The sequence below is a fragment of the Pseudomonas protegens genome, assembly GCF_003732485.1.
Taxonomy (GTDB): Bacteria; Pseudomonadota; Gammaproteobacteria; order Pseudomonadales; family Pseudomonadaceae; genus Aquipseudomonas; species Aquipseudomonas protegens_B.
Genome location: NZ_MOAK01000080.1, coordinates 318,849 through 344,441 on the forward strand (window position 1 = coordinate 318,849; position 25,593 = coordinate 344,441).

The window sequence follows — 25,593 nt, forward strand, 5'->3', positions numbered from 1 at the left end:
GCTCCAGTACATCCAGCAGCCGCTGATCCAGCTGTCGCCAGGCCAGGCCCAGGCGCACCAGCCATGCGCTGAACAAACCCACCAGGCAACCGCCAAGAATATCGAAGGGGAAATGCACGCCCAGGTAGACCCGCGCCCAGCTCACCAGCACGGCCAGGGCCAGCATGACCAGCCCGGTCTTGCGCAGGGACGCCAGGACTAGGGCAAAAGCCATGGCGAACATGCCGCTGGCGTGGTCGCTGGGGAAAGAGGCTCCAGGCGCATGGGCGAGAAAATTCTGCCCCAACTCCAGCATGAAGGGCCGCGGATGAAACCACAGGCCACGGATCACCAGGTTGCAGGCCAGGGCGACCACGATGCTCGAGGTCCCTAGCAGGACGGTCATTCTCTGCCGGCGCTCGCCAAAGACCCAGAACACCAGGAGCAGCAGCGGGACACAAAGGACCACCCATTGGGCGATAAAGATCGCCAGTTCACGCATGGGCAGCGATGCCTCGGCGCTGGCATTGATGGCCAGGAACAGGCTGCGATTGAGTTCTTCCATTCAGGGGCTCGCGATCAACATCAAAAGGACGACGTCCAGGCTTTCCCGGACCACTCCTGAGAGCCTCGACGCCCGGCAGGCAGGGCAATGCCCGGAATAACTCCCGGGCAAAGGTCGATAAAGGCATCGGGGGAAATCGACAGGGGCCATGCGGCCCCTGGGTGCAGCTGCTGAAAGACTTAAACCGCCATCGGCGCGGTCATCGGCGCGTGGTGCTCATAGCCTTCCAGGGAGAAATCGCTCGGCTCGATCAGCTCCAGCCACTCCGGCTGGTAGACGCCGGTCTTGGCGAACTCCGGCACGCGCTCGGAAATCACCAGCTTGGGCATCGGGAACGGTTCGCGCTTGAGCTGTTCGTTGAGCATGTCCAGGTGATTTTCGTAAACGTGGGCATCACCGATGAAGTAGGTGAACCAGCGCGGCGTGTAGCCGGTCAGGCGACCGATCAGGCTCAACAGCGCAGCGCCCTCGGTGAGGTTGAACGGCGTCCCCAACCCTTTCATCCGCCCCATTTAGTGCCCAATCCAGCTAGCTTCGCTGCCTTCAGGCAATATTGCTAATGTGCAGTTTCAATTATGCACATTTCGGAAAACCTTGTCCATCCATTTCTTCATACATATTAGTGAGTTAGCCGCAACCTACGGCCCATGTGGCTTTGCGAGATTTTCAGAGGCATGCCCCTGCCACAAAGGCTCTGAGCCCGATGCCCTAGGAAACGGATACAATCCGCCAAGGCATTCTGCCACCAACCAGCTCTTGCAACGGACACACCATGGATTACAGACGCATCAGAGGCATGGATTCAGGACAGCGCCTCGCCTTCGAAGAACTCATCTGCCAGCTAGCTCGACGTGAACCGCCAGCCGCTGACGCTGAATTTAGACGAATTGAAGGTGCTGGTGGTGATGGTGGCATCGAGTCCTACTGGTTGCTCAGTGATGGGAAAGAAATTGGCTTTCAAGCGAAATACTATTTAAGGGCAGGTGACATAGACTGGGCCAATATAGACGACTCGGTAAACCGTGCTCTCCAGGCTCACCCAACACTTACCAAGTATGTTGTAGCTATACCCTGTGACCTCACTGATAAAAGTGGCGCTAAAGGCAGTGGAAAAAGGGGGTGGGAGCATTGGGATACCCATAAAGCAAAATGGGAAAAACTGCTTCCACCTGGACAGAAAGTCGAATTCATTATATGGACAGCATCAGACCTAACTGATCGGCTGACACATCCAAACGCTGAAGGGTTAAAAAAATATTGGTTTGGAGACGTAGAATTCTCCCCTAGGTGGTTTTCAGAGCACGTCGATCTCGCCGTTAAATCCCTTGACGAAAGATACCACCCTGAAGACCACGTCGAAGTAGGAATCGAACGGCTATTCAAAGTAATTTTGCGCGACCAAAGTATAGTTTCCGAACTTCAGAATCATATTTCAAAAATATCTAATGCAGCCCAGATCAACGACATTGAAACTCTGTTAGGCAGCACCGAGACGAATACAACAGAAAGCCTTACAACTCATGTACAAAAACTCGAGGAACTCGGCTTAAAGCTAACTTCAGATGCGTGGCAGACCTGGCCCCTGGCGGATTGCTTCGACTGCGTTGAGAAAATATCGGACAACGTCCATATTCTTCAAAGCCTAACCTGGAAAATCAAAGAGGCGAACGCAAAGCCAAAACATGTACACGACTATAGCCTGGAAAATCTGGACTACAAGTTAAGGGAGCTTAGCAGTGCTTCATACGCATTTAGATCTTTACTCCAAGAGCGTTATCTGCGTAACGAACAAGACCGCAGTGTTTTTCTCTACGGAAAAGCTGGAACTGGAAAATCTCACCTATTAGGCAGCGTCGCCCAACAAGCAATAATGGAGGGTAGAATCGCTATTCTGATTCTCGGCCAACACCTCAGCAGCGACCATGTATGGAGCCAAGTAACTAGGCGTCTTGGCCTAGGCGATATCAACCCCGACGCTTTTCTTCAGGCATTAAGCGCCGCCGCTGAAGTAACTGGCAAGCGTGGACTTATACTAATTGACGCGTTGAACGAGGGCGCGGGGCTAACATTGTGGCGCAATGAGCTCGCTGAGTTTATAGCCAGGATCGAGAAGCATCGAAATCTACTGTTAATTTTTAGCTGCAGGACGGAGTACACCCCCTACGTCATCCCCTCCAAAGTTAGCGAGAAAGTTCCATCGTTCAGAATTCGGGGGTTCGAGACGAAAGAAGAGCAATCGCGAGCTGCACGCATATATCTCGGCAAACGCGAGATTTCACAACCCAATACTCCTTGGCTAGCTGCCGAGTTTGTAAATCCATTATTTCTGAGAAGTGCCTGCGTCGCACTGGAGAAAGAGAACTTAAAGTGGTTCCCGAAAGGTTTGGTAGGCACCAAGCAGGTTTTCTCCTTCTACCTTCGAAGCATTGCCCGAAACTTAGGTGTTGGAAGGGATGGCAGTGATGAACTTGTTAGGCCGACCAACCAAGCGCTTTCAACAATAGCAACAGAGATGGCCGTAAAACGGCGAGACTATGTTCAGCATTCCGAGGCCATTCGAATCGTTGCTGAGACGTTTCATGCCTACCCGCCCCCACCAGGAATAACTTGGTTTGAGGTTCTTCAGCGGAATGGCTTATTCCGAATGGATCCAGATCCAAAGAGCAGAGATGCCGATCCATTCGCCATCCCAGAAGATATAGTGCGATTTAGCTTCCAAAGGCTACAAGATTACTTGATGGCATCAGGGCTTTTGGATGAAGTTAAAGACCCCGTCGAAGCACTGGACAATGGTTCGCTGCAATTCATACATAATGGTAAAAGGCTTAACGGGGAGTGGGTTGGGCTGGCCGAGGCACTGTCAGTGCAACTCCCTGAGCGCTTCAAAAAAGAGCTAATGGATGTGATGCCTGGAGATATAGACGATTGGGCTAATGACTATTCTGTTAGCACCGCCTTCATTGAAAGTCTTCGGTGGCGCAGCAATGAGTCCTTCACCGAACGAACACTTCAGCTTTACAACGCCTTTCTATCCGCTGAGGATGATCATTTCGACATTATCCTTCAGGTTAGCGCCAGCGCCGGCCATCCTTGGAATGCGAAATTCCTGCATCAGCGACTCATCGCTCGCGACATGCCAAAACGTGATGCATTCTGGACTAACCAAATAAACAGACTCTCGATGGATGAGGGCGATACGGCACAGCGTCTCATAGAGTGGAGTGCTTTTGAGCAGAGAGAGCAAACCGACCCTGAGGTTCAGCATCTCAGCGCAATAACCCTAACGTGGTTCTGCTCAAGCTCTCACCGAGAAATACGAGACAAAGCGACGAAAGCGCTTACGTCACTCATGCTTCGAAACCCGGCCCTGTACGGCATGCTTTGCGATGATTTCGCAACCGTGGATGATCTATATATCCTCGAGCGTCTCCACTCAGCTGCCTATGGCGCCTGCTGTAACGATGACCATGAACAACGCCTACGTATCTATTCCGCCATTGCCTACAACGCTGTTTTCGACTGCGAATCTGTTCCTGCTTCGATACTGCTAAGGGACTCGGCGCTTGGAATTATCGAGCTGGCCCTATTCAAAAAATGCCTACCCGCGACCATAGACATCCAGAAGGCCAGACCACCCTATAAATCGAAGGTGATTCGGCTGTCCGTCACAGAGGAAGCACTTGATAAGATCGCCAAACGGGCTGGTGACTCTCAAATAAAGGACTCTTGCACAGGATGGGGCGGCGACTTTGCCAGCTATGAAATACAACCGAGAGTCAGTTCATTCCTCAAGGTTTCGCTTACCTCTCCCGAACCACTTACGTCATCAGAGAAGTATGAGCTGTTTGAACAAGAGGTTATTGACCATTGCCCTGTAAGAGCTCAGCTACTCAAGCTAATGCATAGCTACAGCTACAACCCTTTCCGCAATATTAGGGATCGCCATAAAGACAAAGAGCCCACAGATCATTCCGAGGACTTCAAGGAGTGTGAAGAGTTACTGCTTGAAATACTAAGTGATGATGAAAAAACCAGATATATTAAGGAGTATAAAGAACGATTTGTATTCTCAATGAGCAGTCCTGAACAACTCCCGCATATCGATATAAAAGCGGCGCAGCGCTGGATTGCCAAGCGAGCCTATGTATTAGGGTGGACAAAAAAGCTGTTTCCGGATGACCGAAGCCGCCGCCATGACTACAGTCGTGATCGGCCATTAGTTGAGCGCATCGGTAAGAAATACCAATGGCTGGCTCTAGATGAGCTTCTCTGCAGCCTTGCTGATAACAAATGGATGTCGGAGCGAGCCCCTCATGGATCGCGTCAATACGGGGGGCCTCTCGACATCGGCTTCCACCGGGACATTGACCCTACCATCTTGCTTACCGATGAGACCGGCGGAGCATCGCCCCAAGAGTTCTCAATTGAAAAATTCGAGATCTGCATGCGGGAGACCACGGAAGACGAGGTGGGAAAATGGCCGTTCGAGGAAGATCCAACGACACGTATGGCAGACCTTCTCTGCCGGAGCGGCTCTTCAGATGGGAAGTGGGTAGTCGTGCACGAACATCGCTCCCTATCGGAGCGTTACGATGACAAAGCGAATCGAGAGCATGGTTTGCGTAAACAGGAATGGCGTTTCTTGCTGCCTGTGATCGTGCGGACAGAAGATGAGCCGCTCCTGCTCGAATACATCCAGAAGCAAGAAAGCATGAATGTTGACTCTTGGACTACCCGTGACTCAACGGACAATGGTTTCCTGAGAGAGGCGCCCTGGCGCTCGACATGGGATCAAGAGCAGTGGTCATCCCAATATTTCCATGACTTGGGGGAAATCGAGATTGCGTACCCTTGCTTCCGTTACCAGTGGGAATCACACCTGGATGCGTCATTATCCGAAGGTGCCCACTCACTAATGCCAGCGCCTTGGCTAGCCCATCGGCTTGACTTGAAGCCCCACAGCGAAGACCCAAATCTTTACGTTGATGGCACCGGCAACACTCGTTTTGTAAGCGGTCGGAGCCCATCTGACGGCTCGCATGCCTATATCGACCAGGAGCTATTTGAATCCTTCCTAAAGGAGGATGGGCTCGCATGTGTATGGGTCTTCGTAGCAGAGCGTGGCGCTTGGCCTGGTGGTGAAAATGAAAATGCATCCCGACGCCGCTCAGAGGGCGTTATATGGCATGAGCGCGGCAAACCAAAAATGTCTTGCTGGAATGACGATTGGGGCAGGGGCAACTCAAAACGGCATGTTCCTGCAAAGGTGAGCTGACAGGGCCATTTCAACACCTTGAGGCCGGGCGGTACTGAAACGCCGCCTGAAGCCTCCTATCTACATCTATTCCTCATCCTAATCCCAGCGTTCCAAAGGTGACTGCTTTCAGCAAAGAGTCCTGCCAGACACCTCGAACAGTTTCCTATTCATTCACTGCCTCACGCTATACCGAAGCAGCGGAATCTTCATCCCTTTCAGCAGGAACCGCCGTAACGCTTGATGCCAAAAAGAGGCGGAGAGTTGATTCTGGCAAGCGATGAGCAGACATTTTTTTGCGATTTACTCTGATACGCTGCTGAAACACTCGTTTACAGGAGTTGTTCGCATGATTGGCAAGTTAATTTCAACGGGGTTCAGTTTGGCCACCTTGCCCGCCCGCCTGACTTTTCGCAGCGTCCGCGCCTTGGCCATGACGCCTGCCGAAGCCAGCCGCCTGCTGGCGGACATGCGTCAGGCATCGGATCAGGCGGTGCAGGAACTCCAGGGGCTGTTGGCCAACGTCGATGCGGACATGACTCACAAAACGGCGCACCTCAGTGCTGCCGACAAGCGCTTGGCAGCCGAACTGGCCCTGCACGCCGCCGAACAACACCTGAACATGGCCGCGATCAACATTCTGCGGGCCATCTGGCTGACGCTTCACTCGACGCCGAACTTGCCGCCAAGCGAGCTTGATAAGCGGCTTGAACAGACACGTAACGACTAACAGACCGTCCGGCGGATCGGTCGATCCGAGCGAGAAATGGGAGCGCAGCATCCTTGAATCGGCGCTTCATGTGCAGGTGGGGTTTATGGGGCGCTTACGAACCGCCAGTCCACTGCCGGAACTGCAGCACCGTTTGAATCCCAAACAGCGCTCGGCATAAGGTGCCCTAATCGGCACATTAAGCCTCAAAAGTAGGGTTAATGTGCCGTTTGGGGATCATTACACCTACCCTCTGGTTGCTGGACATCTGACATGGTGAACTACGCTCCCGAGGGGATAGCCTGGAGCTCATGCCCGATCTGCTTTTACATGCCAGCTACCTGAGCCCTCTGGCACCCTCTGGCCAGCTTTCATAGAGCCAGAGTGTGAAGCTCTCGAAACAGCAGGCACAAAAAAACCGCCTTTGGGGGGCGGTTTCTTTGAACATATTACTTTCACAGGAGACGGTATTAGCCGTGTCGCCGAGGTGGAGTCCTGCACTCTTAGCTCGACCATGTGAGGCTGATTTTAGAGGCTAAGTGACATAGTTGTCAACCAGATTGACAGAAACACTCAGCGGCCTCACTAGGCTTGAGCACCATCTAGCTCTCGCTGAATCTGGAGATCTTGATCAAAATCCAGCTCCCACTCTGATGCCCACCGTTTCGCCATGCTCTCGACTGTCGTCAGCACTTCCAGGGCAGCACGAGATGTCTCGAGTTCTCGATTCAGACGCACCACGTCCTGCTCAAGCTGATCGGCCTTGAGCTTTTCCTGCAGGTAATCGTTGTGAGGGACGTAGTTAGTAACCCCGACCGCGTGCAGCAGCGCCGCCTTGAATAGCCTATCCTCACCTCTCGAGAGCATAACCGTGTAGTTGACATTACGGTGAGAGTTGCGGGGGCCGTAACTCAAAGGGGGTAGTAATCGCTGGATGGAAACAGACTCTGTCCTACCGCAAAGCACATAACTAGATTTACCGCCGAGTTTGTAGCGCGGCATCTTATCCAACGTCGCCTGGGATATCTGGAATACCGATTTATCTCCTGCGGGTGGGACAACGGAAGTAACTGGAGCGACCTGAACCAGATTGCCCGATACCACCTTCACCACGACAGCCAACCGACGCTTATACATTTCTCCGGCGAGGAGCATGTCGCAGTGGCGCTTATTCGTCTTCATGCTCGCATCCATGCGGCCCGAGTGCTGGACGAAGCCGTAATCGACCTCAACCAGCGTGCCAGGCCACAGCAACCTTTGCAGCCTCTGGTTTTTGTCTTTCTTCAGCGTCTGATAGAGGAACACCTCATTGGAAACGTCAACCGCCTCGAGGAAGATCGAAAAAACAGCAGGCTCTGTGACGGTAGCCGGTGTAGCCGCGACGGAGACCAGCTCCCAACGATGGAACTGGGAGGTAGAGAAGCATTTAGTGAGGAAGACTGGTGGCGGTGTCTTTCCTGCCTTTGCCGGAGGTAAGCCAGGGATAAGCGCCTCACGAATGTCTTCGTAGGACTCACTGCCAAGCTGCCTAGGAACCGCTTTCCCCGACGCCTGATCGATCACGGTCTCGAAGTACCGAACAATGATCGTCTGCATTAAACATCCCGTAGTTGTATGTCTATGGCGTGCCCGACTAATCCAAATTTAATGGCTTAGAAGCGGGCTCCTGTCCGCCACCGATGGCGAAGCGGTGCCATCATATTCCACTTCCTGCAATATTAAAATGCTTCCATTTTGCCATCAAATGGTGAAGTAGTGATTCCATTTTAATATTAAAATGACATCAACTTTTTGAGCTCGAAAAGTTGGTCAGCATCCTTGAAAGCTTCGTCCGTAGTATCGAAAAATATTAATAAACCCAAGGGCAAAACGCTTTTTCCAATTCACCAGACTGTCGCAGATCCATCAGCAAAACTTCCGCTTTGCTGCACTGAAGCCTGGTCGGAAAATACGATTGACGGCTCCGGTTGATCGTTTACTTCACTCAGTCATTACTTGAATAAGTCATCCAATGGCACGAATGCAGCACCTGTTTCTGCGGCTGCCCTCACCTTGCGGTCGATGACTTCAGCGATGGGTATGCGCTGTCCCAGCGCCTTGTAAATATCCTCGCCGGACATGCAAATTACTTTCCGGCCTTTTCCAAACGCGTAAAGGCCCTCTTGCGTAAACCCGCCGTAGCTGATGAACACCCCACGTGCCCAGGCCGCTTTTTGATCCAATTTGCCGTGAAACGTATGTAGTTCAGCTACCCCAATCGGATCTCTGACCCATTTGGCTTCGATCAAATACGTTTCATGGCCAAGTTGGAAGCTACCATCAATTTGCTCGCCAACCAGGCTGAATGGCGAACGCGCCTGGAGCTTGGAGGAGTCAAAGAGCTCTTTGAGAAATCCTTCAAACTCGTAGCCACGCTTCTGGGGTGGTAGATCCCGCAGATCGTATAGCCGCTGCCTTAAAGCATCGAGGACTTGGCCCTGATCAATGACCGCTGCCGCAGCGAAAGGATTTCGTACAACTTCTGCATGCTGCCCAGGCGATCTTATTGACTCGAGCAGGGAAAGGAATCGGCCCTCGGCGTTCACGACAGCCTCTTCGGCCTTTGTCTCTTCCTGCCTGGTCTGCCGGTACTTCCATAGAGCTTCGAGCACTCGGGTTACCGTGGGGTGATCGGCGTTCTGGAGAAGACATCTGAGTCGCCTGGCCTTTGAGGTGCCGTCCTTAGAGAACATCTCGTGGGAGATGTCGATCTCAAGCTCCTCTAGGAAAAACTCGTCCATGGTGCGGTTAGAGAAGTCGAGAACATATCCGCCTCCCATGTCGAAGATTGAGTCAAGGAACCGCATCTCAGTCGATTTAAAGTTCGCCACGCCGATTACTCGCCCTTCATTCATCCGTAGCCAGAATACCCAGCCGACTCGCTTATGGTAGATCGCCCCCACGTCGATAGACAGGAATGGAAACCCTATCCATTACATCGGTTTTTTCCATTCAGATTCACGATGTCTAAATTTCGGGTTTTCTACCTTAGGAGGTACGGCGTGCCGCTCATCAACCACAAACGATTTAGCCATTAAATCCCGAACGCCCCCCAGACGCTCCACGGCAGTCAGCTCCGCCGTGATGTCCTTTACGACAGTAGTGTAGGCTTTGGTTGAATCAGATTTCATCCAACTGGGGGTGGATAGAGCAAACTCTCTGTCTGGTAGGCCAGGGATTCCAGCAAAGCCTGTGACGAAGTTTATTGCCTTGATTAGGAAGCTGCCCTGAATACCTTGAGCCGAAGGTACTCCATACTCACGCTTCAAATCCCCACAGATCCTATCGATGTCACCCAAAAGCGTGGTGGTAAGTTTGTTCCCGCTGGCAAGCCCTTGCTCGTCGAACGCGATCTTTATCTCCTTGAGGCTTTCGCGGATTGTGACGAAATGATCGCGATCCCGAATCTGCCTGGCAGCCTCTATCGCAGCCCCAACGCTACCTGACTCTTGGGTCAGCCACGCGGAGAATATCGGAAGATCTAACGCGACGGTTTGGGACGCACCATGGGACTGAATTTCGGAAATGCTCGTGCTAGTTTTGGTTGCCAAGTTTGAGAGAAGCCGAGCTGTGAAATCGTGGCCGAATGCACCCGTTTTTTTCATCCAATGCATTTGGTAGGCGTGTCGGATCGGATGGATGAATGAGTCAGCTTTCAGGTGCTTGGCAGCCGTGGAGTAATAGATAGACTTGTATGCTAACCAATTCAGCGCGGCCACAAACGTTTCGAGCTGTTTCGTGGCGCCACCGAAATCGCCTGGTTTCTTATCGGCAAAATCAGTCTTTGTGAATTCGTGCCCGTCTGAACCTACGAGCTTGATTTCCTGTGCCCACCGGCCACGTGTATCCTGCACATCTGCTAGCTCCGCAAAAATTGAGGCGGTTAGGCTGCTGTATTTCTCGTATTCGTCTGTGCCTTGATACCCCAGCATTTTCATTGTCAGGTAGTAAACGCTGGAAGCCTTATCCCAAGTACATACCATGTTCATTTTTAGCTGATCTAGCAGAGCTCTAAAATCCGCATCGACAAATTCGCCGCCCCTGATTTCGGGGCGTATCAGTGCGGCTTCCTTCCTAGCAAGTTCCTCTACCTCAGTGAGACCAAATTCACCAGGCGCGAGAAACCGCAAGTACGGGAACTGTCGCTGCCGATTTTCGCTGTGCTCGGGTTTGTAGTTATCAATGCACAGCAAATCGTCATAAAACAGAATGCCTTGCAGAAAATTCTCCACCGCGCAGAGGTCACCATTTATCGTGTCAGTATTTTTTACGATGACGGCGCCAGTAGCTCGCTGGACAGCGGTCAGCGTGGCATTGTCAATCAATGCGTAGGTCATAAGTTCTGGGCCCCTTAATGTCGTGTTACGTATTCGTACCCTGCGCTGATTCACGCGTCCATCGCAACATCGCAATGGACATGAACTGCCTGATCGCCAGTGCCCCTCTTAAATTTCTGGCCTTGGAGCCTGGCAGCGTCAGAGCCGCTTCTACTTGAGCGCGGCTGGCTTCGTACATCGCGAATGCGTTGAAGTCAGGGTCGAGGAGTACCAGAAGTACCACATCAAAGGGTTGCCGAAGGTCGATTGCTCCCATGCGTCCATTGACCTTCAAGGGGTTGAGAACACATCGGCCTTTTATCTGGATCCTTGCAACGCCGTCATCTCGGATCTCTGTCGCATCGTAGCCAGCCTGTCTGGCAGCATGTAATTGAAGGCTGAGTTTGGTCGCAGCCTCGTACTCGGCCACCTCGCCAGTAATTCCCAGTGGCTTGCCGGTCAGTCGATAGAACCGGCGGGCCAGCACTTTGGCCTCACGGAGCACCTCCAGCACTTCGTCTTGGATCATTCCAACTGACTCCGATGCAATGGCAGTGCCGTCAGCGAGGACTCTGGCCTCAGCCATCCGCAAATGCCTCAAGCGCGGCGAGAAGCTTGGCTAGCTCAGTAAGGTTGGCAGTGACGATGTCATATTCTCCTCGGCTGCTGAGCCGATATACCTCGCGGGCCTTTTTAACGCGCTCCAGAAGAGGCACAACGATTCCTGATGCCCGCTCCAGGAAATCGTTGATGTCCGCACGCGTCTGGGGAATTTTGTAGCCCTTCGCCGCACTGGTGATGATGACGTCCGCATCGCGAAGCTTGGCAATGCCGCTGGAGCGAATTCGCTGGCCGTTGACCTCTCCGAACCCGCTGTCTTTTAGGTGGGCCATGATCTCCGTAGTCAGCACGTAGTCCTTGGTGACGAATTCGCTTTGGAATTTCAAGAATCTCAAGATGCTTAGCTGCAGGCGCTCATCTTCATCAGGGTGCTCACCAACCCGCTCGCTGAAGCGGTCGGCTTGGCGGAGAGCTTCTTGGTGTACCTGGTAGTCTGCATACCCAGATTCATCCGTCGGCGGCGGCAGGAGAGACTGGTACTTGGATGGCCACTCCAGCATTCCAAGAGTCAGGCTGCGGAGGATTTTCTTGTAGGCAAGAACTGCTTCTTCCGAAGCCTTCTCCTCGTATATCTGAGCCACTGAGCCAGCAAAAAAATCTGCAACCTGAACCAAAACGTTGTCCTTACTGGCCATCGTCTGGAAGGCATCCTTATCGCCAAACAGGTCGTCGACGAACCGTTCTGCAACGTAGCTTTTGAGGCTCTCCTGAAATTCCTGGCCACCATGCTCGTCTACGATCATCTGGAGGTCAGGGTATGCGCGGAACAAACGTTCATAGAGCAACCCGTTCACGTATTTTATGAACGAGGTCTTGATACGGAGGCCGCCGTCTTTGTGAATTCGGGACTTATCAACGACGGTGAAATAGAGCTTGAATGGCAGCTCGGCTAGCTCGTTGAGGATCCGGGCACGGCGATCTGAATCCTTGGGCTTCAGATTGCTGGATTTGATCTCGCCTGTTTGAAAATGACGCTTGCGGAGTGCTTCAGCTTGGGCATAAGCAGCGTCCAGGTCTTTATCTGCCACTAGAATGGAACACACGATAAAGAAGTCCGAGCTTCCACCCTTTGACGTATCTAGGTCGGAATTCCCGGACTCATCCACGAAGGCATACGTTCTGTCCATGAGCTTGCTCCATCAACAACTTACTGAGCGCGGTGGGTCGCCCAATGGCAAGGTGGCGACTTTAGTTCGTCGCAGTGGTCGTACCCGGAGCAGGGCCTTCGCTGAACGTGTAGTTGATGACTACGTCATTGCGGATCAAGACGTCGAGAGTTTTCTGAGTACCCGTAGTCGTCACCTTCATGGTGACCACGTAGCTTTGAGCATGGGCTGAGCCGTTGGTGTAGGTGTAGATCCACTTCTCGTCAGTCTCACTGACTGCGCTCTTGGTGTATGGCTCACCGAACAGCGACTTCAATTCGGTCGTCGTAGTTTTGCCTTTGGTAATACTCGCCACACTAGCGGACGGAAAGTCTCGGCCTGCGGTGTAGTGCGACGTAGCACAACCGCCAAGTGCCACACACATCCCCATAACTGCGATGAGCTTTTTCATATCCTTCCTTGATCGTAGAAAGCTCCAAATCTAGCTGGCATCGAGGCTAAAAGCCATCAACAATGCTCATACGATACTTCCGCGCTTTCACGACAAAATCAGAACACTCTCGGAGCGCCGTACCAACTTGACCTTCGCATCTGCTACCTGGCCTTTACCGCCCATAACTGGTCTACCTTCGCCGTGTAGCTCTGGCTCATCAGGTCTCGGCGCATCGCCCAACTGGGCGCGGTAGGCACGCTGGCTAGGCGCACGACTTTCTAGCTAAATCAGCCCAACCGCGTCGTCTACATCGATTTAACCGATACCACTTCCACATACTTGTACTTCTTCCTGGCAGCCTTCACAGCATCCTGTTCGGCAAGCAGCGAGCTCAACGTGTCGGCCTCATGAATCAACTCGCGCATTTCCCCCTCAAATTCGTTTCCAACCAAGAGCGTGACCCTAAGCCTGGGCGTAAATGCTTTCGCCACTTTTTTCTTGGCTGCTAGAGCGACCACCGGTTTCGTGAACACAACCTCTTGCACAGGCTCCTGTACTGGAGGAGTAGTAATCTGCACTTCAGGCTGAGCAGTACCGAACAGAGCACGACGCATTTCTTCTTCAGTTAACTCTGGATTCATAGAACATCTCAACGGAGTGGTACTTAGCTCAAAAAAACTCTACTGGGATTGCTACTCACCGGTATCCACATGGGAACCTGTATGGACGTCACATCCCTAGTTCGATTTCGATCCGAGAGCCCCTCAAGGCTCGCGAAAGCTGCTCCTTCGGCATTCGGGTGATGAAACGTCTAAACATCAGGATTATCCAACCCGTCCCGAATCGTAAGTGAAGCATTAGCGACTTCGAGGCGCCTTCCAGTCAACTCGCCACACTCATACGCCACCATAGCTTGATCGATTCTTTCTTGGTACTCAGGGAAAAACTCTATAACCCATTCGCGAAGCCTTCCCACCAGGCCGCAGTCTTTTTTCATCTCGTTTTTCAAATAAACTGCGTAGCCATACGAAAAGGTCAAAACCTCGTCTGAGGCAAACAAACGCAGCCACTTGATCATGGACTCAACATCACCGCCGAAATTTAAAAGCAGATCCAAGCACCTGATGAGCTGAGCAGAGGCATCATGTAACGTGTATTCGCTCAACGTTAAGCAAGCAGCGCAATGCTCACCGGCGATGTCCTCGAGAAGCTCGAAGCCATCTTCATCTAGCTCGACAGCCTCTCCTAGCATTGGCTTGCCCAAGCTTCCCAGTCCGCGCTCGACCAAACTAAACCTGATTAAGCCGCTACTTACGTCAACTGAAAAAAGGAATACCGGGAGCGGCGAAAGTGAAAGATAGTTACCTGTACTAGATTTAAGACTGGCCTTACGTGAGTATTTTTTTGAGCCTTTCACCTGTACTTTGAAAAGGATCCCGGTCGCATACTCACTGTCGCCAAATATCTCCACCTCGCCATCAATGCCATAGTCTTTATCCTTCTCTAACCTTCGGTAGATCCAACCTCTAGCAGTAATTGCCTGCTCCACCATCGATTCAGCTAAATTTCCTATGACATGAGAGGATGGGCGCTTCGGTAACATCGTTTGTCCTTAACTTAATTAAAGCTCCGAGGATTGTGTAGCCTACATTCCTGCTGTTCATCGTATCGGCAGAGGCGACACGCTCGCAGTGGAGGCTACATTGAGCAGCAGACTCCTAGTTCTGCAGGAGTTACTTCTGTGATAGAGCGATTGTTTTCAAATATCTGCGAACCGTAGCTTCAGACAGCCCTAATCTTCCCGCGATCTCGACAACGGGCACTCCTTCCTTCTTCAATCGATTGGCTTCAAGCGCGTTAGCAGCCGCCCCAGATCGAGCTGGTCGACCAGGTGGTAGCTTCCCAGCCCGAGCCAGCGAACCGATTTCAAGATCAATCCCGGCCTTTTTGATTCTGGTCAGTTGCTTCGAGAGACGTTTTAGACCGTCACTGAATGACTCGTGAGCTTGCAGCGAGGTCGCCATCAGAATCAGCGCAGCCGGATCGAGATCTAAGATCCCGGCGAGCCGTACTAGGACGTCAAGCGTAATGCTTACTTCCCCCCGCTCTATCCGGCTGAAATGAGAGCGCCCGATGATGTTGATGTCCTCTTGAGACAGGCCTTGCCCTCTACGAACCCCTCGAATCACGACAGCCAGCGCTTCTGCCGCATCCATCATTGTTTTCCCCAAGTAAATTTGAGGATAAGGCCACATCGCAACCAGTCATAACACGCCATATTAGGTTCGTTATGATTGCCTCTCAGCTTGTGTAGAGGTTTAATGGACACACCCTGTCGACCGGTGCCGCGAGAAGGCAGCGCTGGCGTAGGTGAGCCAGGCCGTCGTGAGCGGCGACCAGAAAGTTAAATTGTCAATTTCGTGGTAATTACAGAGAGGAGACCCTATGGCTAGCGTCGAAGAACCCGACTTTATGAAAGGGCCACGGACACCACTTGAAGGTCTATCGAGCAGCTCAGAAGCACGAGTTCTGGCAAGCCAACGCTTCCCCCGAAAGCCGTATTGCTTGGTTCGGGACTGGACAATATTTCGCGTCGAAGTCACTCCCGACGAACTCTACAAAGTTCATGCGGCGAGCCAGCACCCGATGATCGTGTTTGCTCACAACGTAGTCGAGGACAGCCAAGGCCGTTTCGAACGAGGCGATTGGGTTCGTTCAAGCATGTGCACCAGTTTCAACGGTGTCGTGTTCGAAACCAGAAACACCGTTTACGTCTTGATTGGCCCTGGTCATGAACAACCCGCAAGCCTGAAGGACGTTTTTTCCTTCTTCTAACCTACGTTCCGTATCGGAGCCTGTTGAGACCCAAGGACATACGATGTTTAGAACACACGACACCGACATGGCAGGCCTACCGGGCATGTTTGGGGAAGGTCAGTGCCATTGGCATCAGGTATCCAGGGTACTTCGTACTCACTGGTATCACGTCACCGTCCAAGCCAAGCACCGGGGCCGAATTACCGAGGCAGCACTGATGATAGACAGCGAACCTCGGCTCCAACAGATCCTGATAGCTCAGGATGCCGAGACGATCATCACCGTGGTGCAAGTAGTCACGCCTGCCCATATGAATGGAACTGAAGGATGGCGCATGGAGGAACTTACCAAAGTGACGCTCGGTGAGGATGAAAACGAGTGTGTTGTATGCCTACTGGAAGTCGAGACGGGCTCCAAATACCACAGCTCTCACCAACCAGGCTTCCGAAGCGATTCGCTAATCAACCTTCGTCCAATTTATCACGCGGACATGATTCGAGCCCATTAGGCCTTGGAGGCGCACGTTGACTAATACAGTAGTTTTGGAATTCCACGGAAAACGCCATACAGATTTCGATCTCGCTCGAATCGCGCAAGCCCAGGCGCAAGGCTTTGACAAGCCCATTACTGCGTATGTCTGTGGAGCGTTCATCAAGGCCCGCACCGGTATAGGCGTGGTTTTTGGTCACAACCGTAAAGACCAATATGGTCGGTTCGGCGATGGCCATCTGATCCGAACTTCTGACGTGGTGAAGGCCGAACGTGAAGGTAGGTTTTGGGTGCTGACCACCGTGAACTCACGGTACGTACTCACTACGTTTCAGCGCGACAATGGACGGACGAGCCTTCGCCAGTTTCTGCGGTTGTCCAGTGGTCAGCACCATCTGTCCCCGCACTTACTGCAGTAGAGGCGTGGCCCCCAACGCCCCGCACTCTGCGGTAACGTCAGGGAGGTGAGCAGATGGAATGCTTCTTACTGAATATCCTCAGGTTTGGCCCAGGAACTCTGGAAACTGGGCCCATCCGAAATCGGCGGTTGCATGGGACGACCAATCTGGATCGTCACCGGGATAGGGAAATCTACCCCCACCATAGCGACTTCACCCTGCTTGAGATTGGGCAGAAAAGCAGCTGCTGACCGGTCAATCTCTCCGCAGGCACGCTCCACCACTTCTCGATCACGATCATTGGTTAATCGATGAACGAGCAATGTCCCCATCTGGCTCAAGACACCCTCCGTTATGTCACGAGGGCGCTGAGTTGCTAGGCAGAGATTCAGACCGTATTTCCGACCCTCTTTGGCAATCAACTCGAAGGCGTCCAGATTCTGAACATCATCTTCATTACCAATGGTTTTACCCAGAAAATTATGGGCTTCATCGAGAATGGTGATTAAAGGCTTTGATCGAAATGCTTCAGCTCTAGCTCGCTGCAGGAGCAACCGGCCAATAACGTTCGCAATCACTTCTCGAGCGTTGAACTCATACCCCACTGCGCTCAGGCAGATCCGGAATAGCGTTTTCTCACTAGCGAGGAAAATTTCCAGTTGCTCTACGAGGCTGCTGATTTCGGGCGGAGGGCTAAACACACAGCTTAGCGACTGAGACTCCATAACTCCCATGATGCGGGTCATTAAGGATGAACAGTGAGAGATCTCATTGTTTGCCGAGCCAAATCTCTCCGGATCGGTGAAGGATGTGGGGTAACAACATTCCTGAATCAGCTGGCGGACGAGGAATTTCGGATCGAAAGGCTGGTTTGGATTTCCCACCAGGTTTGCATTGTTACCCCTGTTCATGGCCTGTCGAAACATCACCCGAGATTGGTCAACTTTCCACACGATTCGATCAGTAAATAAATCCGGTGCGAGATTCGCGAGTCGCAAACTCTTGATGGCCTCTCTGAGCTTCGGCCCTTGAGTCTTTCCGGAAGGTTGGAAGAGCGCAATGAAATCAGTTTCGGTGAAGCTTGTCGGAGGGATCGCGACTTCTAGCGAATCCGGAGCGCGGTAGATTGGACTACCTAGATGACAATGGAGTGTGTCAGGGCCTACAAGTGAGCGATATTCACCAGTGGCATCAATTAGAACCACTTTGGCAGCGAAACGCCGACACTCCTCAATCAGCTTAGAGGTCGTCCAGCTTTTTCCTCCGCCCGTTGATCCCAATATTGCGCAGTGTCTGCCAAAGATTTTCTCCGGGGTTACTGAGATTGGGAAGCCGCCGTCGCCTGCGACGTGCCCGAGGTTTAACGAAATTTCCGGAGGTGTTCCATCCACTCCTGTTGAGGTTAGCAAGGGAATTTGAGAGATAAACTCTCCTGGAGCTGAGTAAACCCGGTCACCCAGGCGCGGGTAGGAGCTCACACCGGCGGTCACACGCAATGACTGCGGATTCACTGACCCTAAAAGTCGAATGAAGCCGATGGCATCAATTTGGCGGCTCCCCGCAAAATCTTGGGATATCTCAGTGCGGTCTCTATCCGGGAGGGTTACTTCGGTGATCCGCCCGAGCAATACTGCCTGTTGACCTTCGATCAATACGAGTTCACCTACCTCACCCTTGCCGTATCGGTTGTGCCCTAGATATTGGCCGCTCACGTTACCTGCGTGAGCAAGGTTCGTCTTTACCAGCTGCGCACTTACGCTTGAGACGACTCCAATTTTTAGGTTGCTAGCCAGAATGCCGTCGAGCGATATCATGATCTCTGGCCTCCTATACGTTTCACGGCGTTGGCAAGTTGTTCAGCAGGCGAGGCGGTGCGCAGGTGCGGGATGTGACTGACTAAGTCACTGAACGAGCCACTGATGAAGTGGATGTCGAAGCCTCGTTTAGCCAAGTCGTGGAACCTACCCCAGTAATCACTTGAGCCGTGGTATCCACGGTTGTGCAGGTGCGTGATGCATTGGAAGTCACACAGAATGAGCTTGAGGCTGGGGTTCGATTGAATAGCAGAGAAAATCGGCTCAGAGAGGTGATCATCGTTGAACCCGAAGCCCGCAACGATAAGGCAGCTGTTGGGCTGGCGTAAAAATTCCAGGTAACGTGACAAAAGCTCGAGGTGAGGCTGCAAAAATGCCTGCTGGTACTTTCCTTTTGCCGGGTAAATTAGGCATGCGTTAGCTGGAGTAGGTGCTGCATCCTCGTAGATTTCTTTACCATCTCTGCTCCAGCTTACGGATCCATGCAGTTTCAAGAGCTGGAAAACACCTTCAGCAAATTCGTGGCCTTCAGCTTCGCGGCGCACGATATCGTAAGTAAAGTGCCTGCCATCAAATCGGCGTCTTCGAGTGTACGAGAAGCCGTCTATAGCCATCATGCCGAGATCTGACGCCGCTGTTTCAAAGCACATGTCATAGTTCGTCGTGAACACCTTGAGACGAGGATCCCGGACTCGTCGTCTGGCCAGCTTTTGAAGTAAATGCCGATAAGCTGATATGTCAGCGTTAGGGGCTCTGAGGAACGCTGAACAAGCATCTAAGATGATAGCCTTCACATCGCTGACAAATGCCCGCACAGCGGCGTCATCATTGAAAGCCAAGTAAGCGTCACACTGCGAGAGGAAGTGCTCAATGTTCGGATTGAGCGTCTCGTGATAGCGCACCGTCCCCGCCACTTGACCAGCCAATTCCGTAAGCGTCCAAGTTCCTGTTTCACACATAGACCGCTTCCAGAGGTCTCCCATACCTGGGCCACCTGGTGCGCCTAGTGATGTTCCACTTCCAGCGAGAAAACCAAGGTTTGGTATCTGCAATGCTGCGGTAAGCATGTCTGACAAAGCTGAACGATTCGAACTGATCTGCAGGGGATCAGTAGGTGGTGCGCCTTTGAGGATGGTGAATGCGGCCTCGTCTAGCGGAGACCAAGCTAAAGCTCCAGGTGCCAGATATGCTTGAAGACCTCTACGGTTGCCGTCTAACTCCAACGGTGGCAGTGGTGGTGGCGGGAGGTCTGTTACTACAAAAGGAGGCGCGGCGGGCGGAGCTGTATCATTAGGCATAACACGATCCTTGTCGATTTAGCTCAACCTGGAGGCTGTCGACCAACCCGCCTGATTTCGCGTGGGGGAATCTGAACACATTGCAATGTAATCATAGTGCCAGTACATGTTGTGTACGGGTAGTGATTAGGGCGGCATCCCATCATGGAATTGCCACTCCTTCCAGTATGTTCAGCGCGGACGAAGCGAGCCATTTGAGCAGTATTTGGTCGAGCAGCAACACGTCTCGAACGACACGCGCTCTCTGACAGTGGATGCTCTCAGAATATGGTTGCATATCATGCTTTAGGTCGGCGTTTTGGTTGGGCGCAGCGAGGTTCGATAGAGGATCACGAATCAGGCCCTTGCCCACTAGCCTTCAATAATCAAGCTGTAATGTATGCCCGCCAGAGACACCTTCGCCACGCCCGACTTGAGTCTTAATCTGCTCTCCTTGTGATTGGAGCAGATGTGGACGTCGCTGAGCGAAATACGATTTCACCAACATCAAGATTAGGCCAATAGGTTGATTCATCCCGGCAATGTGCTATCCATGGCGGGCGGATCTACAAATGTTAAGAGTGAGTGCGCCGCCAGCGCGAACCGGTCAGCGTATCCTCAGCCTATCCAGCAAGGAAGAATCCATGCGTCTCGACCAGATGCCGTACCACTCGATGCCTACCTTGGCTGTACTCCCATTCCGTCAATTCCAGATTGGCTGGTCATGGCAGCTGCGAGCCCTGAAACTCTTCCCTGACTCCCTGCTCGCCTGGAAACGCTACTTCTACGATAACGGCCAGGGGCATGCGAGGGGCACCTCGTTCAGCTCCTACGTGGAGGCTATGAAGGCGGCAGACGCGTTCAACCAGACCACCACCGAGCGCATAACACAGGCGGTACTTGATCCCGTGATCCAGGCCTCAACCATCCTGAAGGTCGACAAAGCTTTGACTGCGGCTTGTCGCATTCACGACGAAGAGGAGCTGATGGAGCGAGAGGCGATCAAACGAAATTCCCATCTGCCCCGCCCTGCCACCCAAGACCTAGAGCTGCCCAATAAGGTGGAGAACTTACGGCAGCCGTTATACGAACAGCTTATTCGCGCCCCATATTTGCAAGTGGTTGCATTCCCAAGTTTCAACGTCTGCCTTCGTCGTACCGAAGACATGAAATGGGAAGAGATCGGTGCTCTGTCCCCAAAGCGCTCACAGATATGCCTCAGAGAATTGACTGCCAAGGGCTTCGGTCTTTCGGGAGGAGATCACTGGGGCAGAACCAAGGCACAAATTCGTGCACTGCTGCTTCCTAGAGCAAACCAGCTACTTCAGCTCGCCAGCGTCAGACAAATGCTTGCCGAGGCGAGAATGCGCGGACAGAGGGTATTGGTCTGCGGAGGATTCGTGTTCTGGTTTGAGGATGATGGGCAGCCCAGGTGGGTTATCAAGAACACCGGGGGCGAGTCCAATAGCGATGAAGGTACGACCCTATGGCACGAAGGCACGATTCTGTCCAAGAACCATGGTCGGATCGTAGTGCTTCCATACATCAAGGAAAATGGCGAGCAGGTGCAAGGTCACACTAAGAACGCGCCACATGACGGGAAAGCTCTGCCTCGTCATCGAGATCAATATGTCACCCTCCCGTTCGAGATCCTGGAAGGGGATCTCATGATCGGGTTGTTTGGTGAGCTGCACTATGAGTGACAACCGACCGGCACCTGGCGCAATTCCCGGCGCGTCGGATGATCAAGCAAGAAATGGACAAGCGAGGGCGAAAAAAACTTTCTCGACGAGCCCTTGAGCGGAGGGGCGCCCTTGCCACGTCTACTCCCATGGCCTCCGGCTTACTCTCACGCCGGACGCATTTGCGGCCATGATGCAAGAGTTTGATGGAACGCAGGAGTGGATGGTCACGCTGCCCGTTGCCCGAGGCCGGGAGCTACTGAATCTGGTGAATAAGCTTCGGGACTCGAAAACTACCCAAGCCTTCTCGGTCTTTGAGCACATTCAGTACGAGCTCAGTACATCCATTGATATCGTGGATAACCCACCAACGTGGGGGCCTTGGTGTCAGTGAACATCCGTTCGTAGAGCCGTCAAAGCCCTGCATCCCAAGCATCCATCGCCTCACTCACGCTGCCGAACCATCGGAGCTCTGAGCCTCGTAACGCGCTAGCTACTTGTCTGTTTGTATTGGCGTCGACCCAGGGCGGGAGACTATCCGTATTACCTGAGGATAGGTTGGCTGTAGCGACAGCATATTTGCCACCACTCGTAGATTGGAGGCATACGTAGCGCACTGCTCCTCCGCTGGGCAGCCGACGCCAGGCCACTACCTCAATACAGTCCAGGGCATCCACTGAAGCCCCAACGGTGGATTTCGCCCCCTGTTCCACTTGGGGGTCTCCCAAAGCCTTGAATGGCCGGCTAGGCGCTCCTGGCTTGCGAACAAGATGCTTCAGTTGCTCGCGTGATGCGACTACTTGCTCGCGAAGCTCCTCTGGATCGATGGAGAGACCGCCACGCTCACTTACTGAAAGGGTCTTCAGCTTGTTCACTGCAACGATGAAATCACGCTCACGCGCCTTCTCCCAGTCCGGGCGTTGGTCGGGGCTGATCAGGTTCCAGAGGCTTGTGAGGAGTTTCAATGGCACTCTCTTACTGTGAGGTAGTGGGTGTAATTACTACGATCATACGGCAACCTACAATCTGACTTCATCTGCCCTCGCAGCGGTCTTACGTCCATGCTCAACGAACCATCCAGAAAGTAACCAGGTGTGGGCCGAGCCCGCCCTCCGGGATGTGAGCTCTGAGTTCAGATATGCACCTGCTTGCGTTTGACGCATTCGGAAGTCGAATCGGAACTCTCCGTGGGCAGTCATAAAAGACCGGCCCTGGGGCCGGTCTTATCATTGAATGCCCCAAGTCGATCAAATGGATACAGGTGCTGCGATATGCGGGTGCGGATCGTAGCCCACCAGTTCGAAATCTTCGAACTTGTAGTCGTAGATGGACGCCGGCTTACGAAGCAGTTTCAGCTCGGGAAGCTGACGTGGTTCACGAGCGAGCTGAGTTTTCACCTGCTCCATGTGGTTGGAGTAAATGTGGACATCGCTCAGTGAGATCACGATCTCACCGACATCAAGATCACACTGCTGGGCCAACATGTGAGTCAGGCACGCCAAGGATGCCGTGTTATACGGGAGACCCAAGAAGCTGTCGGACGAACGAATGAATAGGTGCGCGGACAGCTTGTTGTTCACTACGTAGAACTGATACAGCAGATGGCACGGCGGAAGGGCCATCTTGCCGTTCCTGGCATTTTCCTTCGGGCTTACTTTCTCATCAGGTAGGTATTCCACGTTCCAACCATGGAACAGGATTCGCCGGCTATTGGGATTAGTCTTAAGAGCGTTAACGACGTAGTCAATCTGGTTGATTGTGTCGCCATCTTTTGTAGGCCAAGAAGTCCACTGCTTACCGTAGACCGGGCCCAAGTCGCCCTCTTCGGTAGCCCACTCATTCCAAATTTTTACGCCGTTTTCGTTAAGCCATTTGATATTAGTATCGCCACTGAGAAACCAGATAAGCTCATTTACGATACTTTTAAAGTGAAGTTTCTTCGTTGTAAGAAGAGGAAAGCCTTTTGATAGATCATGACGATATTGCCTACCAAAAACACTAATAGTTCCAGTTCCAGTTCGATCACCTTTGACCGCACCGTTTTCAAGAACATCTGTCAGTAAATCCAGATAGCTTTTCATGCACTTTTCTCCGCCTGGGCAGCTTCCAGGATACTGATAACTTGCTTGAGTCTATCAATTTCTTTCTGCGAGTCCAAGAGCCGTTTGTTGGCATCCGCCAAAAGGCTCTTGAAGGTATCCCTTGAACCTACCATATTTTCATACTTCTTTTCATTGACCCGAGCCTCATCTTCCGCACTTTTAGCCTGGGTAAACCAATGTAGAACTTCAACTCTAGCGGCCTCCAACTTTTCGGTTAGTAGCACCACCGGATCAACCGGGTTCTTCTTCGACACTTGCTGACGCAAAACTTCAAGGCGCCGGTTTTCCTTGATGGACTCCAGGCGTTCTAACGGCCACACCCGCTGACGAATAGTATTACGATGAATACCCGTGAGTCGGCTCAACTCCGCAACCGTAGCCTTGAGAGGTATGTTACCAGCAATATCAAGAAGTGATTGAGAGAGCATTTCGGAATAGCGATCAAAATCCTCTTTATTCTTTTGATTAAAAGCGCTTAGATCAGACATCAGAGTTCTTCCCCCAACAGTTGAAGAACGCCGAAAGCTTCCTCCATGGCAGCTTTACTTTGCGCGTGTATGTGTGAATATTCTGGATTTCCAAGCATAGCCTTGTTCTGGTAATACACCTCTCGCCAGCTTGGCGCATTGGCCTTGCTGACAATGGCGTTACTACAACGGTTCGGGTTGCAGCGAAGCCCACCGATGCAGGGAATCGAGCTGTCGAACTCACTGGGCGCTCCACCATAGCAGAAGCCCTGCCCGACGTTGATGACAGCGATGTGCTGCTCGGCCATAGCCTCAAAGATGTTGTCCTTGGTGTACCCCGAAGCCATGTAACCCCGAAAAGCCTTCCACAGGCTCTCCTTGTGAACTGCAGCATTCACACCGGCGTAGCTGCCGTCTGGATCAAACCGCTGCTTGATGCTCTCCAGTTCAGCCTCTCGCCGGAACGAATGCCCGTCGGGATTCCTGCCTCCGCGTTTCGCCAACATGTCACCAATCTCCCCGTAGGCCAAGGTGGTTTTACTGAAACCACGATTCGAATGACCTACCCCAATGATTTCGCCAAAGTGCTTGAGTTGGTGAGAGATAAACGGAAGGCCCACGTCGGCTCGGTAGAGCTGATATGCAAGCGTGTGGCGCATCATATACGCGTTGAATTCCAGCTTCGAAAACTGCCCAGGCGAAAGCACCTTCTGGAAAAACTTGTCGAGTGTTAACTTAGTTCCGCCCGTAGAAAAGGGTTTACCCTCCTGGCCGAAAGGAACGGTATCCACATTGGAAAAAATGTAATCATTATTCTTGTATTTACTAAGCAACTGGCACACGCGAACGGCATCACGCACAATAGGAATCGCAAGCCAAAAGTCATCAAACAACTCTACGAGATTATCATCGTTCTTACTGACATTACTCCTCAACAACCAGTAACGACCATCAAAACGCAAACAGGAGCTGGCCAACAGCTCGGCATACTCCGAAGGCCTCATTCCTGTGTACTGACCGATAATGTACATGCATGAATAATTCAAAAAATTTAGATAGAGCCGGAAATCTTCGTTAATACTCGAACCAGTCTCTTCTGCGTAGCGCTTGATCGCATAGGGCGCTACCACGCTGAAATAATGACTAGAGTTCACGGTGTCATGGCCGAGAACTTTTGCAATTTCAGGCAGAGAGAAGCCCTTATGAGAAAGTCGCTTATAGGCGTACACATTGAATTTCAGTGGGCACATACCTTGTTCTTTGGCAGCAAAATAGTCCTTGGCGTTGCGCCGACTGAGGCTAGCAGTGTCTACTACTTCTTCGCCCATAGCATCCAAAAAATCGACGATAGTAAGTGAAGCGGCCAGCGATGAGATCTCAAACACCTCGTTCGGAAAAACCTGCTTCTTCTTTTTTACCTCTTCTTCAGGCAGGTGTGTAGCACCAACCGACTTCCACTTGAGCTTTGCCAAATCTATGATAGGTAAGTTTGAGCCAAATACGTTTTCTTGTAGATAGCCAGATC

At 52.3% G+C, this 25,593-nt stretch carries 21 protein-coding genes and 2 pseudogenes; 5 read left to right on the forward strand and 18 right to left on the reverse strand.

Going from position 1 to position 25,593, the window contains the following annotated elements; translation table 11 throughout:
* Both BLX41_RS22730 and BLX41_RS22735 read right to left on the reverse strand, forming a co-directional pair.
* A partial coding sequence (locus BLX41_RS22730; protein ID WP_148059768.1) for an undecaprenyl-diphosphatase occupies nt 1-544 on the reverse strand: 544 nt, incomplete at its 3' end.
* A 179-nt stretch (nt 545-723) separates the two neighbouring features.
* Nucleotides 724-1,041 (reverse strand): annotated as a pseudogene (locus tag BLX41_RS22735) (thymidylate synthase); the annotation flags it as partial.
* Between the two features lie 275 nt (nt 1,042-1,316).
* Here BLX41_RS22735 and BLX41_RS36030 point away from each other — a divergent pair.
* Both BLX41_RS36030 and BLX41_RS22745 read left to right on the forward strand, forming a co-directional pair.
* Entirely contained in the window at nt 1,317-5,819 is a 4,503-nt protein-coding gene (locus BLX41_RS36030) for an NACHT domain-containing protein (RefSeq protein WP_259745091.1), read from the forward strand.
* A gap of 259 nt (nt 5,820-6,078) precedes the next feature.
* On the forward strand, nt 6,079-6,528 hold the full coding sequence (locus BLX41_RS22745; RefSeq protein WP_259745093.1) for a hypothetical protein: 450 nt from the start codon (nt 6,079-6,081) through the stop codon (nt 6,526-6,528).
* A 564-nt stretch (nt 6,529-7,092) separates the two neighbouring features.
* Here BLX41_RS22745 and BLX41_RS22750 read toward each other — a convergent pair.
* From BLX41_RS22750 to BLX41_RS22795, 10 genes and pseudogenes are all read right to left on the reverse strand, one after another.
* Nucleotides 7,093-8,103, reverse strand: coding sequence for a hypothetical protein (locus BLX41_RS22750; RefSeq protein WP_185073727.1), 1,011 nt, complete (start codon nt 8,101-8,103; stop codon nt 7,093-7,095).
* Nucleotides 8,104-8,498: 395 nt separating this feature from the next.
* The gene (locus tag BLX41_RS22755) at nt 8,499-9,449 is read right to left on the reverse strand and encodes a restriction endonuclease (protein WP_259745094.1); all 951 of its coding nucleotides are present in this window, start codon (nt 9,447-9,449) and stop codon (nt 8,499-8,501) included.
* Nucleotides 9,450-9,479: 30 nt separating this feature from the next.
* Complete coding sequence (locus tag BLX41_RS22760; RefSeq protein ID WP_123726699.1) at nt 9,480-10,883, reverse strand: hypothetical protein; 1,404 nt, start codon at nt 10,881-10,883, stop codon at nt 9,480-9,482.
* A 25-nt stretch (nt 10,884-10,908) separates the two neighbouring features.
* The gene (locus tag BLX41_RS22765; RefSeq protein ID WP_123726849.1) at nt 10,909-11,391 is read right to left on the reverse strand and encodes a hypothetical protein; all 483 of its coding nucleotides are present in this window, start codon (nt 11,389-11,391) and stop codon (nt 10,909-10,911) included.
* A gap of 49 nt (nt 11,392-11,440) precedes the next feature.
* On the reverse strand, nt 11,441-12,610 hold the full coding sequence (locus BLX41_RS22770) for a DUF3800 domain-containing protein (RefSeq protein WP_123726700.1): 1,170 nt from the start codon (nt 12,608-12,610) through the stop codon (nt 11,441-11,443).
* 61 nt (nt 12,611-12,671) lie between these two features.
* A complete protein-coding gene (locus BLX41_RS22775) occupies nt 12,672-13,040 on the reverse strand; it encodes a hypothetical protein (protein WP_116817462.1) in 369 nt (122 codons plus the stop codon).
* Between the two features lie 143 nt (nt 13,041-13,183).
* Nucleotides 13,184-13,294: pseudogene (locus BLX41_RS22780) on the reverse strand (DUF4113 domain-containing protein); the annotation flags it as partial.
* A 33-nt stretch (nt 13,295-13,327) separates the two neighbouring features.
* Nucleotides 13,328-13,663, reverse strand: coding sequence for a hypothetical protein (locus BLX41_RS22785; protein WP_123726701.1), 336 nt, complete (start codon nt 13,661-13,663; stop codon nt 13,328-13,330).
* A 170-nt stretch (nt 13,664-13,833) separates the two neighbouring features.
* Entirely contained in the window at nt 13,834-14,625 is a 792-nt protein-coding gene (locus BLX41_RS22790) for a DUF4365 domain-containing protein (protein WP_123726702.1), read from the reverse strand.
* A 130-nt stretch (nt 14,626-14,755) separates the two neighbouring features.
* Nucleotides 14,756-15,238, reverse strand: a complete 483-nt coding sequence (locus BLX41_RS22795; protein ID WP_221179222.1) for a helix-turn-helix domain-containing protein — start codon at nt 15,236-15,238, stop codon at nt 14,756-14,758.
* A 229-nt stretch (nt 15,239-15,467) separates the two neighbouring features.
* On the opposite strand from BLX41_RS22795, the gene BLX41_RS22800 reads away from it, so the two are divergent.
* Together BLX41_RS22800 and BLX41_RS22810 are read left to right on the forward strand one after the other, a co-directional pair.
* Nucleotides 15,468-15,857 carry a DUF6957 family protein gene (locus BLX41_RS22800; RefSeq protein ID WP_123726703.1) on the forward strand — a complete coding sequence of 130 codons (390 nt, stop codon included), beginning with the start codon at nt 15,468-15,470 and terminating at the stop codon, nt 15,855-15,857.
* Between the two features lie 506 nt (nt 15,858-16,363).
* Entirely contained in the window at nt 16,364-16,747 is a 384-nt protein-coding gene (locus BLX41_RS22810; protein WP_123726705.1) for a hypothetical protein, read from the forward strand.
* 65 nt (nt 16,748-16,812) lie between these two features.
* Here BLX41_RS22810 and BLX41_RS22815 read toward each other — a convergent pair whose 3' ends face one another.
* Together BLX41_RS22815 and BLX41_RS22820 are read right to left on the reverse strand one after the other, a co-directional pair.
* Nucleotides 16,813-18,540, reverse strand: a complete 1,728-nt coding sequence (locus tag BLX41_RS22815) for an ATP-binding protein (protein WP_185073728.1) — start codon at nt 18,538-18,540, stop codon at nt 16,813-16,815.
* Nucleotides 18,537-19,838 (reverse strand): SIR2 family protein, encoded by a 1,302-nt coding sequence (locus tag BLX41_RS22820; RefSeq protein ID WP_259745097.1) that lies wholly within the window; start codon nt 19,836-19,838, stop codon nt 18,537-18,539. Before BLX41_RS22820 ends, BLX41_RS22815 begins: the two co-directional genes overlap by 4 nt.
* A gap of 623 nt (nt 19,839-20,461) precedes the next feature.
* Here BLX41_RS22820 and BLX41_RS22825 point away from each other — a divergent pair.
* A complete protein-coding gene (locus tag BLX41_RS22825; protein ID WP_123726707.1) occupies nt 20,462-21,520 on the forward strand; it encodes a hypothetical protein in 1,059 nt (352 codons plus the stop codon).
* Nucleotides 21,521-21,912: 392 nt separating this feature from the next.
* Here BLX41_RS22825 and BLX41_RS37440 read toward each other — a convergent pair whose 3' ends face one another.
* The 4 genes from BLX41_RS37440 to BLX41_RS22850 all read right to left on the reverse strand — a co-directional run.
* Entirely contained in the window at nt 21,913-22,464 is a 552-nt protein-coding gene (locus BLX41_RS37440) for a hypothetical protein (RefSeq protein ID WP_123726709.1), read from the reverse strand.
* A gap of 282 nt (nt 22,465-22,746) precedes the next feature.
* Nucleotides 22,747-23,580 carry a thymidylate synthase gene (locus BLX41_RS22840; RefSeq protein WP_123726710.1) on the reverse strand — a complete coding sequence of 278 codons (834 nt, stop codon included), beginning with the start codon at nt 23,578-23,580 and terminating at the stop codon, nt 22,747-22,749.
* A complete protein-coding gene (locus BLX41_RS22845) occupies nt 23,577-24,089 on the reverse strand; it encodes a hypothetical protein (RefSeq protein ID WP_123726711.1) in 513 nt (170 codons plus the stop codon). Before BLX41_RS22845 ends, BLX41_RS22840 begins: the two co-directional genes overlap by 4 nt.
* The coding region (locus tag BLX41_RS22850) for a site-specific integrase (RefSeq protein WP_259745098.1) at nt 24,089-25,593 on the reverse strand (1,505 nt) is incomplete at its 5' end. The genes BLX41_RS22845 and BLX41_RS22850, both read right to left, overlap by 1 nt.

Excerpts from the sequence above, each read along its gene's own strand:
- BLX41_RS22790 (WP_123726702.1), bottom strand. The coding sequence starts at position 14,625 with ATGTTACCGAAGCGCCCATCCTCTCATGTCATAGGAAATTTAGCTGAA.
- BLX41_RS22820 (WP_259745097.1), bottom strand. The coding sequence starts at position 19,838 with ATGCCTAATGATACAGCTCCGCCCGCCGCGCCTCCTTTTGTAGTAACA.
- BLX41_RS22815 (WP_185073728.1), bottom strand. The coding sequence starts at position 18,540 with ATGATATCGCTCGACGGCATTCTGGCTAGCAACCTAAAAATTGGAGTC.
- BLX41_RS22760 (WP_123726699.1), bottom strand. The coding sequence starts at position 10,883 with ATGACCTACGCATTGATTGACAATGCCACGCTGACCGCTGTCCAGCGA.
- BLX41_RS22800 (WP_123726703.1), top strand. The coding sequence starts at position 15,468 with ATGGCTAGCGTCGAAGAACCCGACTTTATGAAAGGGCCACGGACACCA.
- BLX41_RS22775 (WP_116817462.1), bottom strand. The coding sequence starts at position 13,040 with ATGAAAAAGCTCATCGCAGTTATGGGGATGTGTGTGGCACTTGGCGGT.
- BLX41_RS22765 (WP_123726849.1), bottom strand. The coding sequence starts at position 11,391 with ATGATCCAAGACGAAGTGCTGGAGGTGCTCCGTGAGGCCAAAGTGCTG.
- BLX41_RS36030 (WP_259745091.1), top strand. The coding sequence starts at position 1,317 with ATGGATTACAGACGCATCAGAGGCATGGATTCAGGACAGCGCCTCGCC.
- BLX41_RS22845 (WP_123726711.1), bottom strand. The coding sequence starts at position 24,089 with ATGTCTGATCTAAGCGCTTTTAATCAAAAGAATAAAGAGGATTTTGAT.
- BLX41_RS22825 (WP_123726707.1), top strand. The coding sequence starts at position 20,462 with ATGCGTCTCGACCAGATGCCGTACCACTCGATGCCTACCTTGGCTGTA.
- BLX41_RS22770 (WP_123726700.1), bottom strand. The coding sequence starts at position 12,610 with ATGGACAGAACGTATGCCTTCGTGGATGAGTCCGGGAATTCCGACCTA.
- BLX41_RS22750 (WP_185073727.1), bottom strand. The coding sequence starts at position 8,103 with ATGCAGACGATCATTGTTCGGTACTTCGAGACCGTGATCGATCAGGCG.
- BLX41_RS22785 (WP_123726701.1), bottom strand. The coding sequence starts at position 13,663 with ATGAATCCAGAGTTAACTGAAGAAGAAATGCGTCGTGCTCTGTTCGGT.
- BLX41_RS22840 (WP_123726710.1), bottom strand. The coding sequence starts at position 23,580 with ATGAAAAGCTATCTGGATTTACTGACAGATGTTCTTGAAAACGGTGCG.
- BLX41_RS22795 (WP_221179222.1), bottom strand. The coding sequence starts at position 15,238 with ATGGATGCGGCAGAAGCGCTGGCTGTCGTGATTCGAGGGGTTCGTAGA.
- BLX41_RS22745 (WP_259745093.1), top strand. The coding sequence starts at position 6,079 with ATGAGCAGACATTTTTTTGCGATTTACTCTGATACGCTGCTGAAACAC.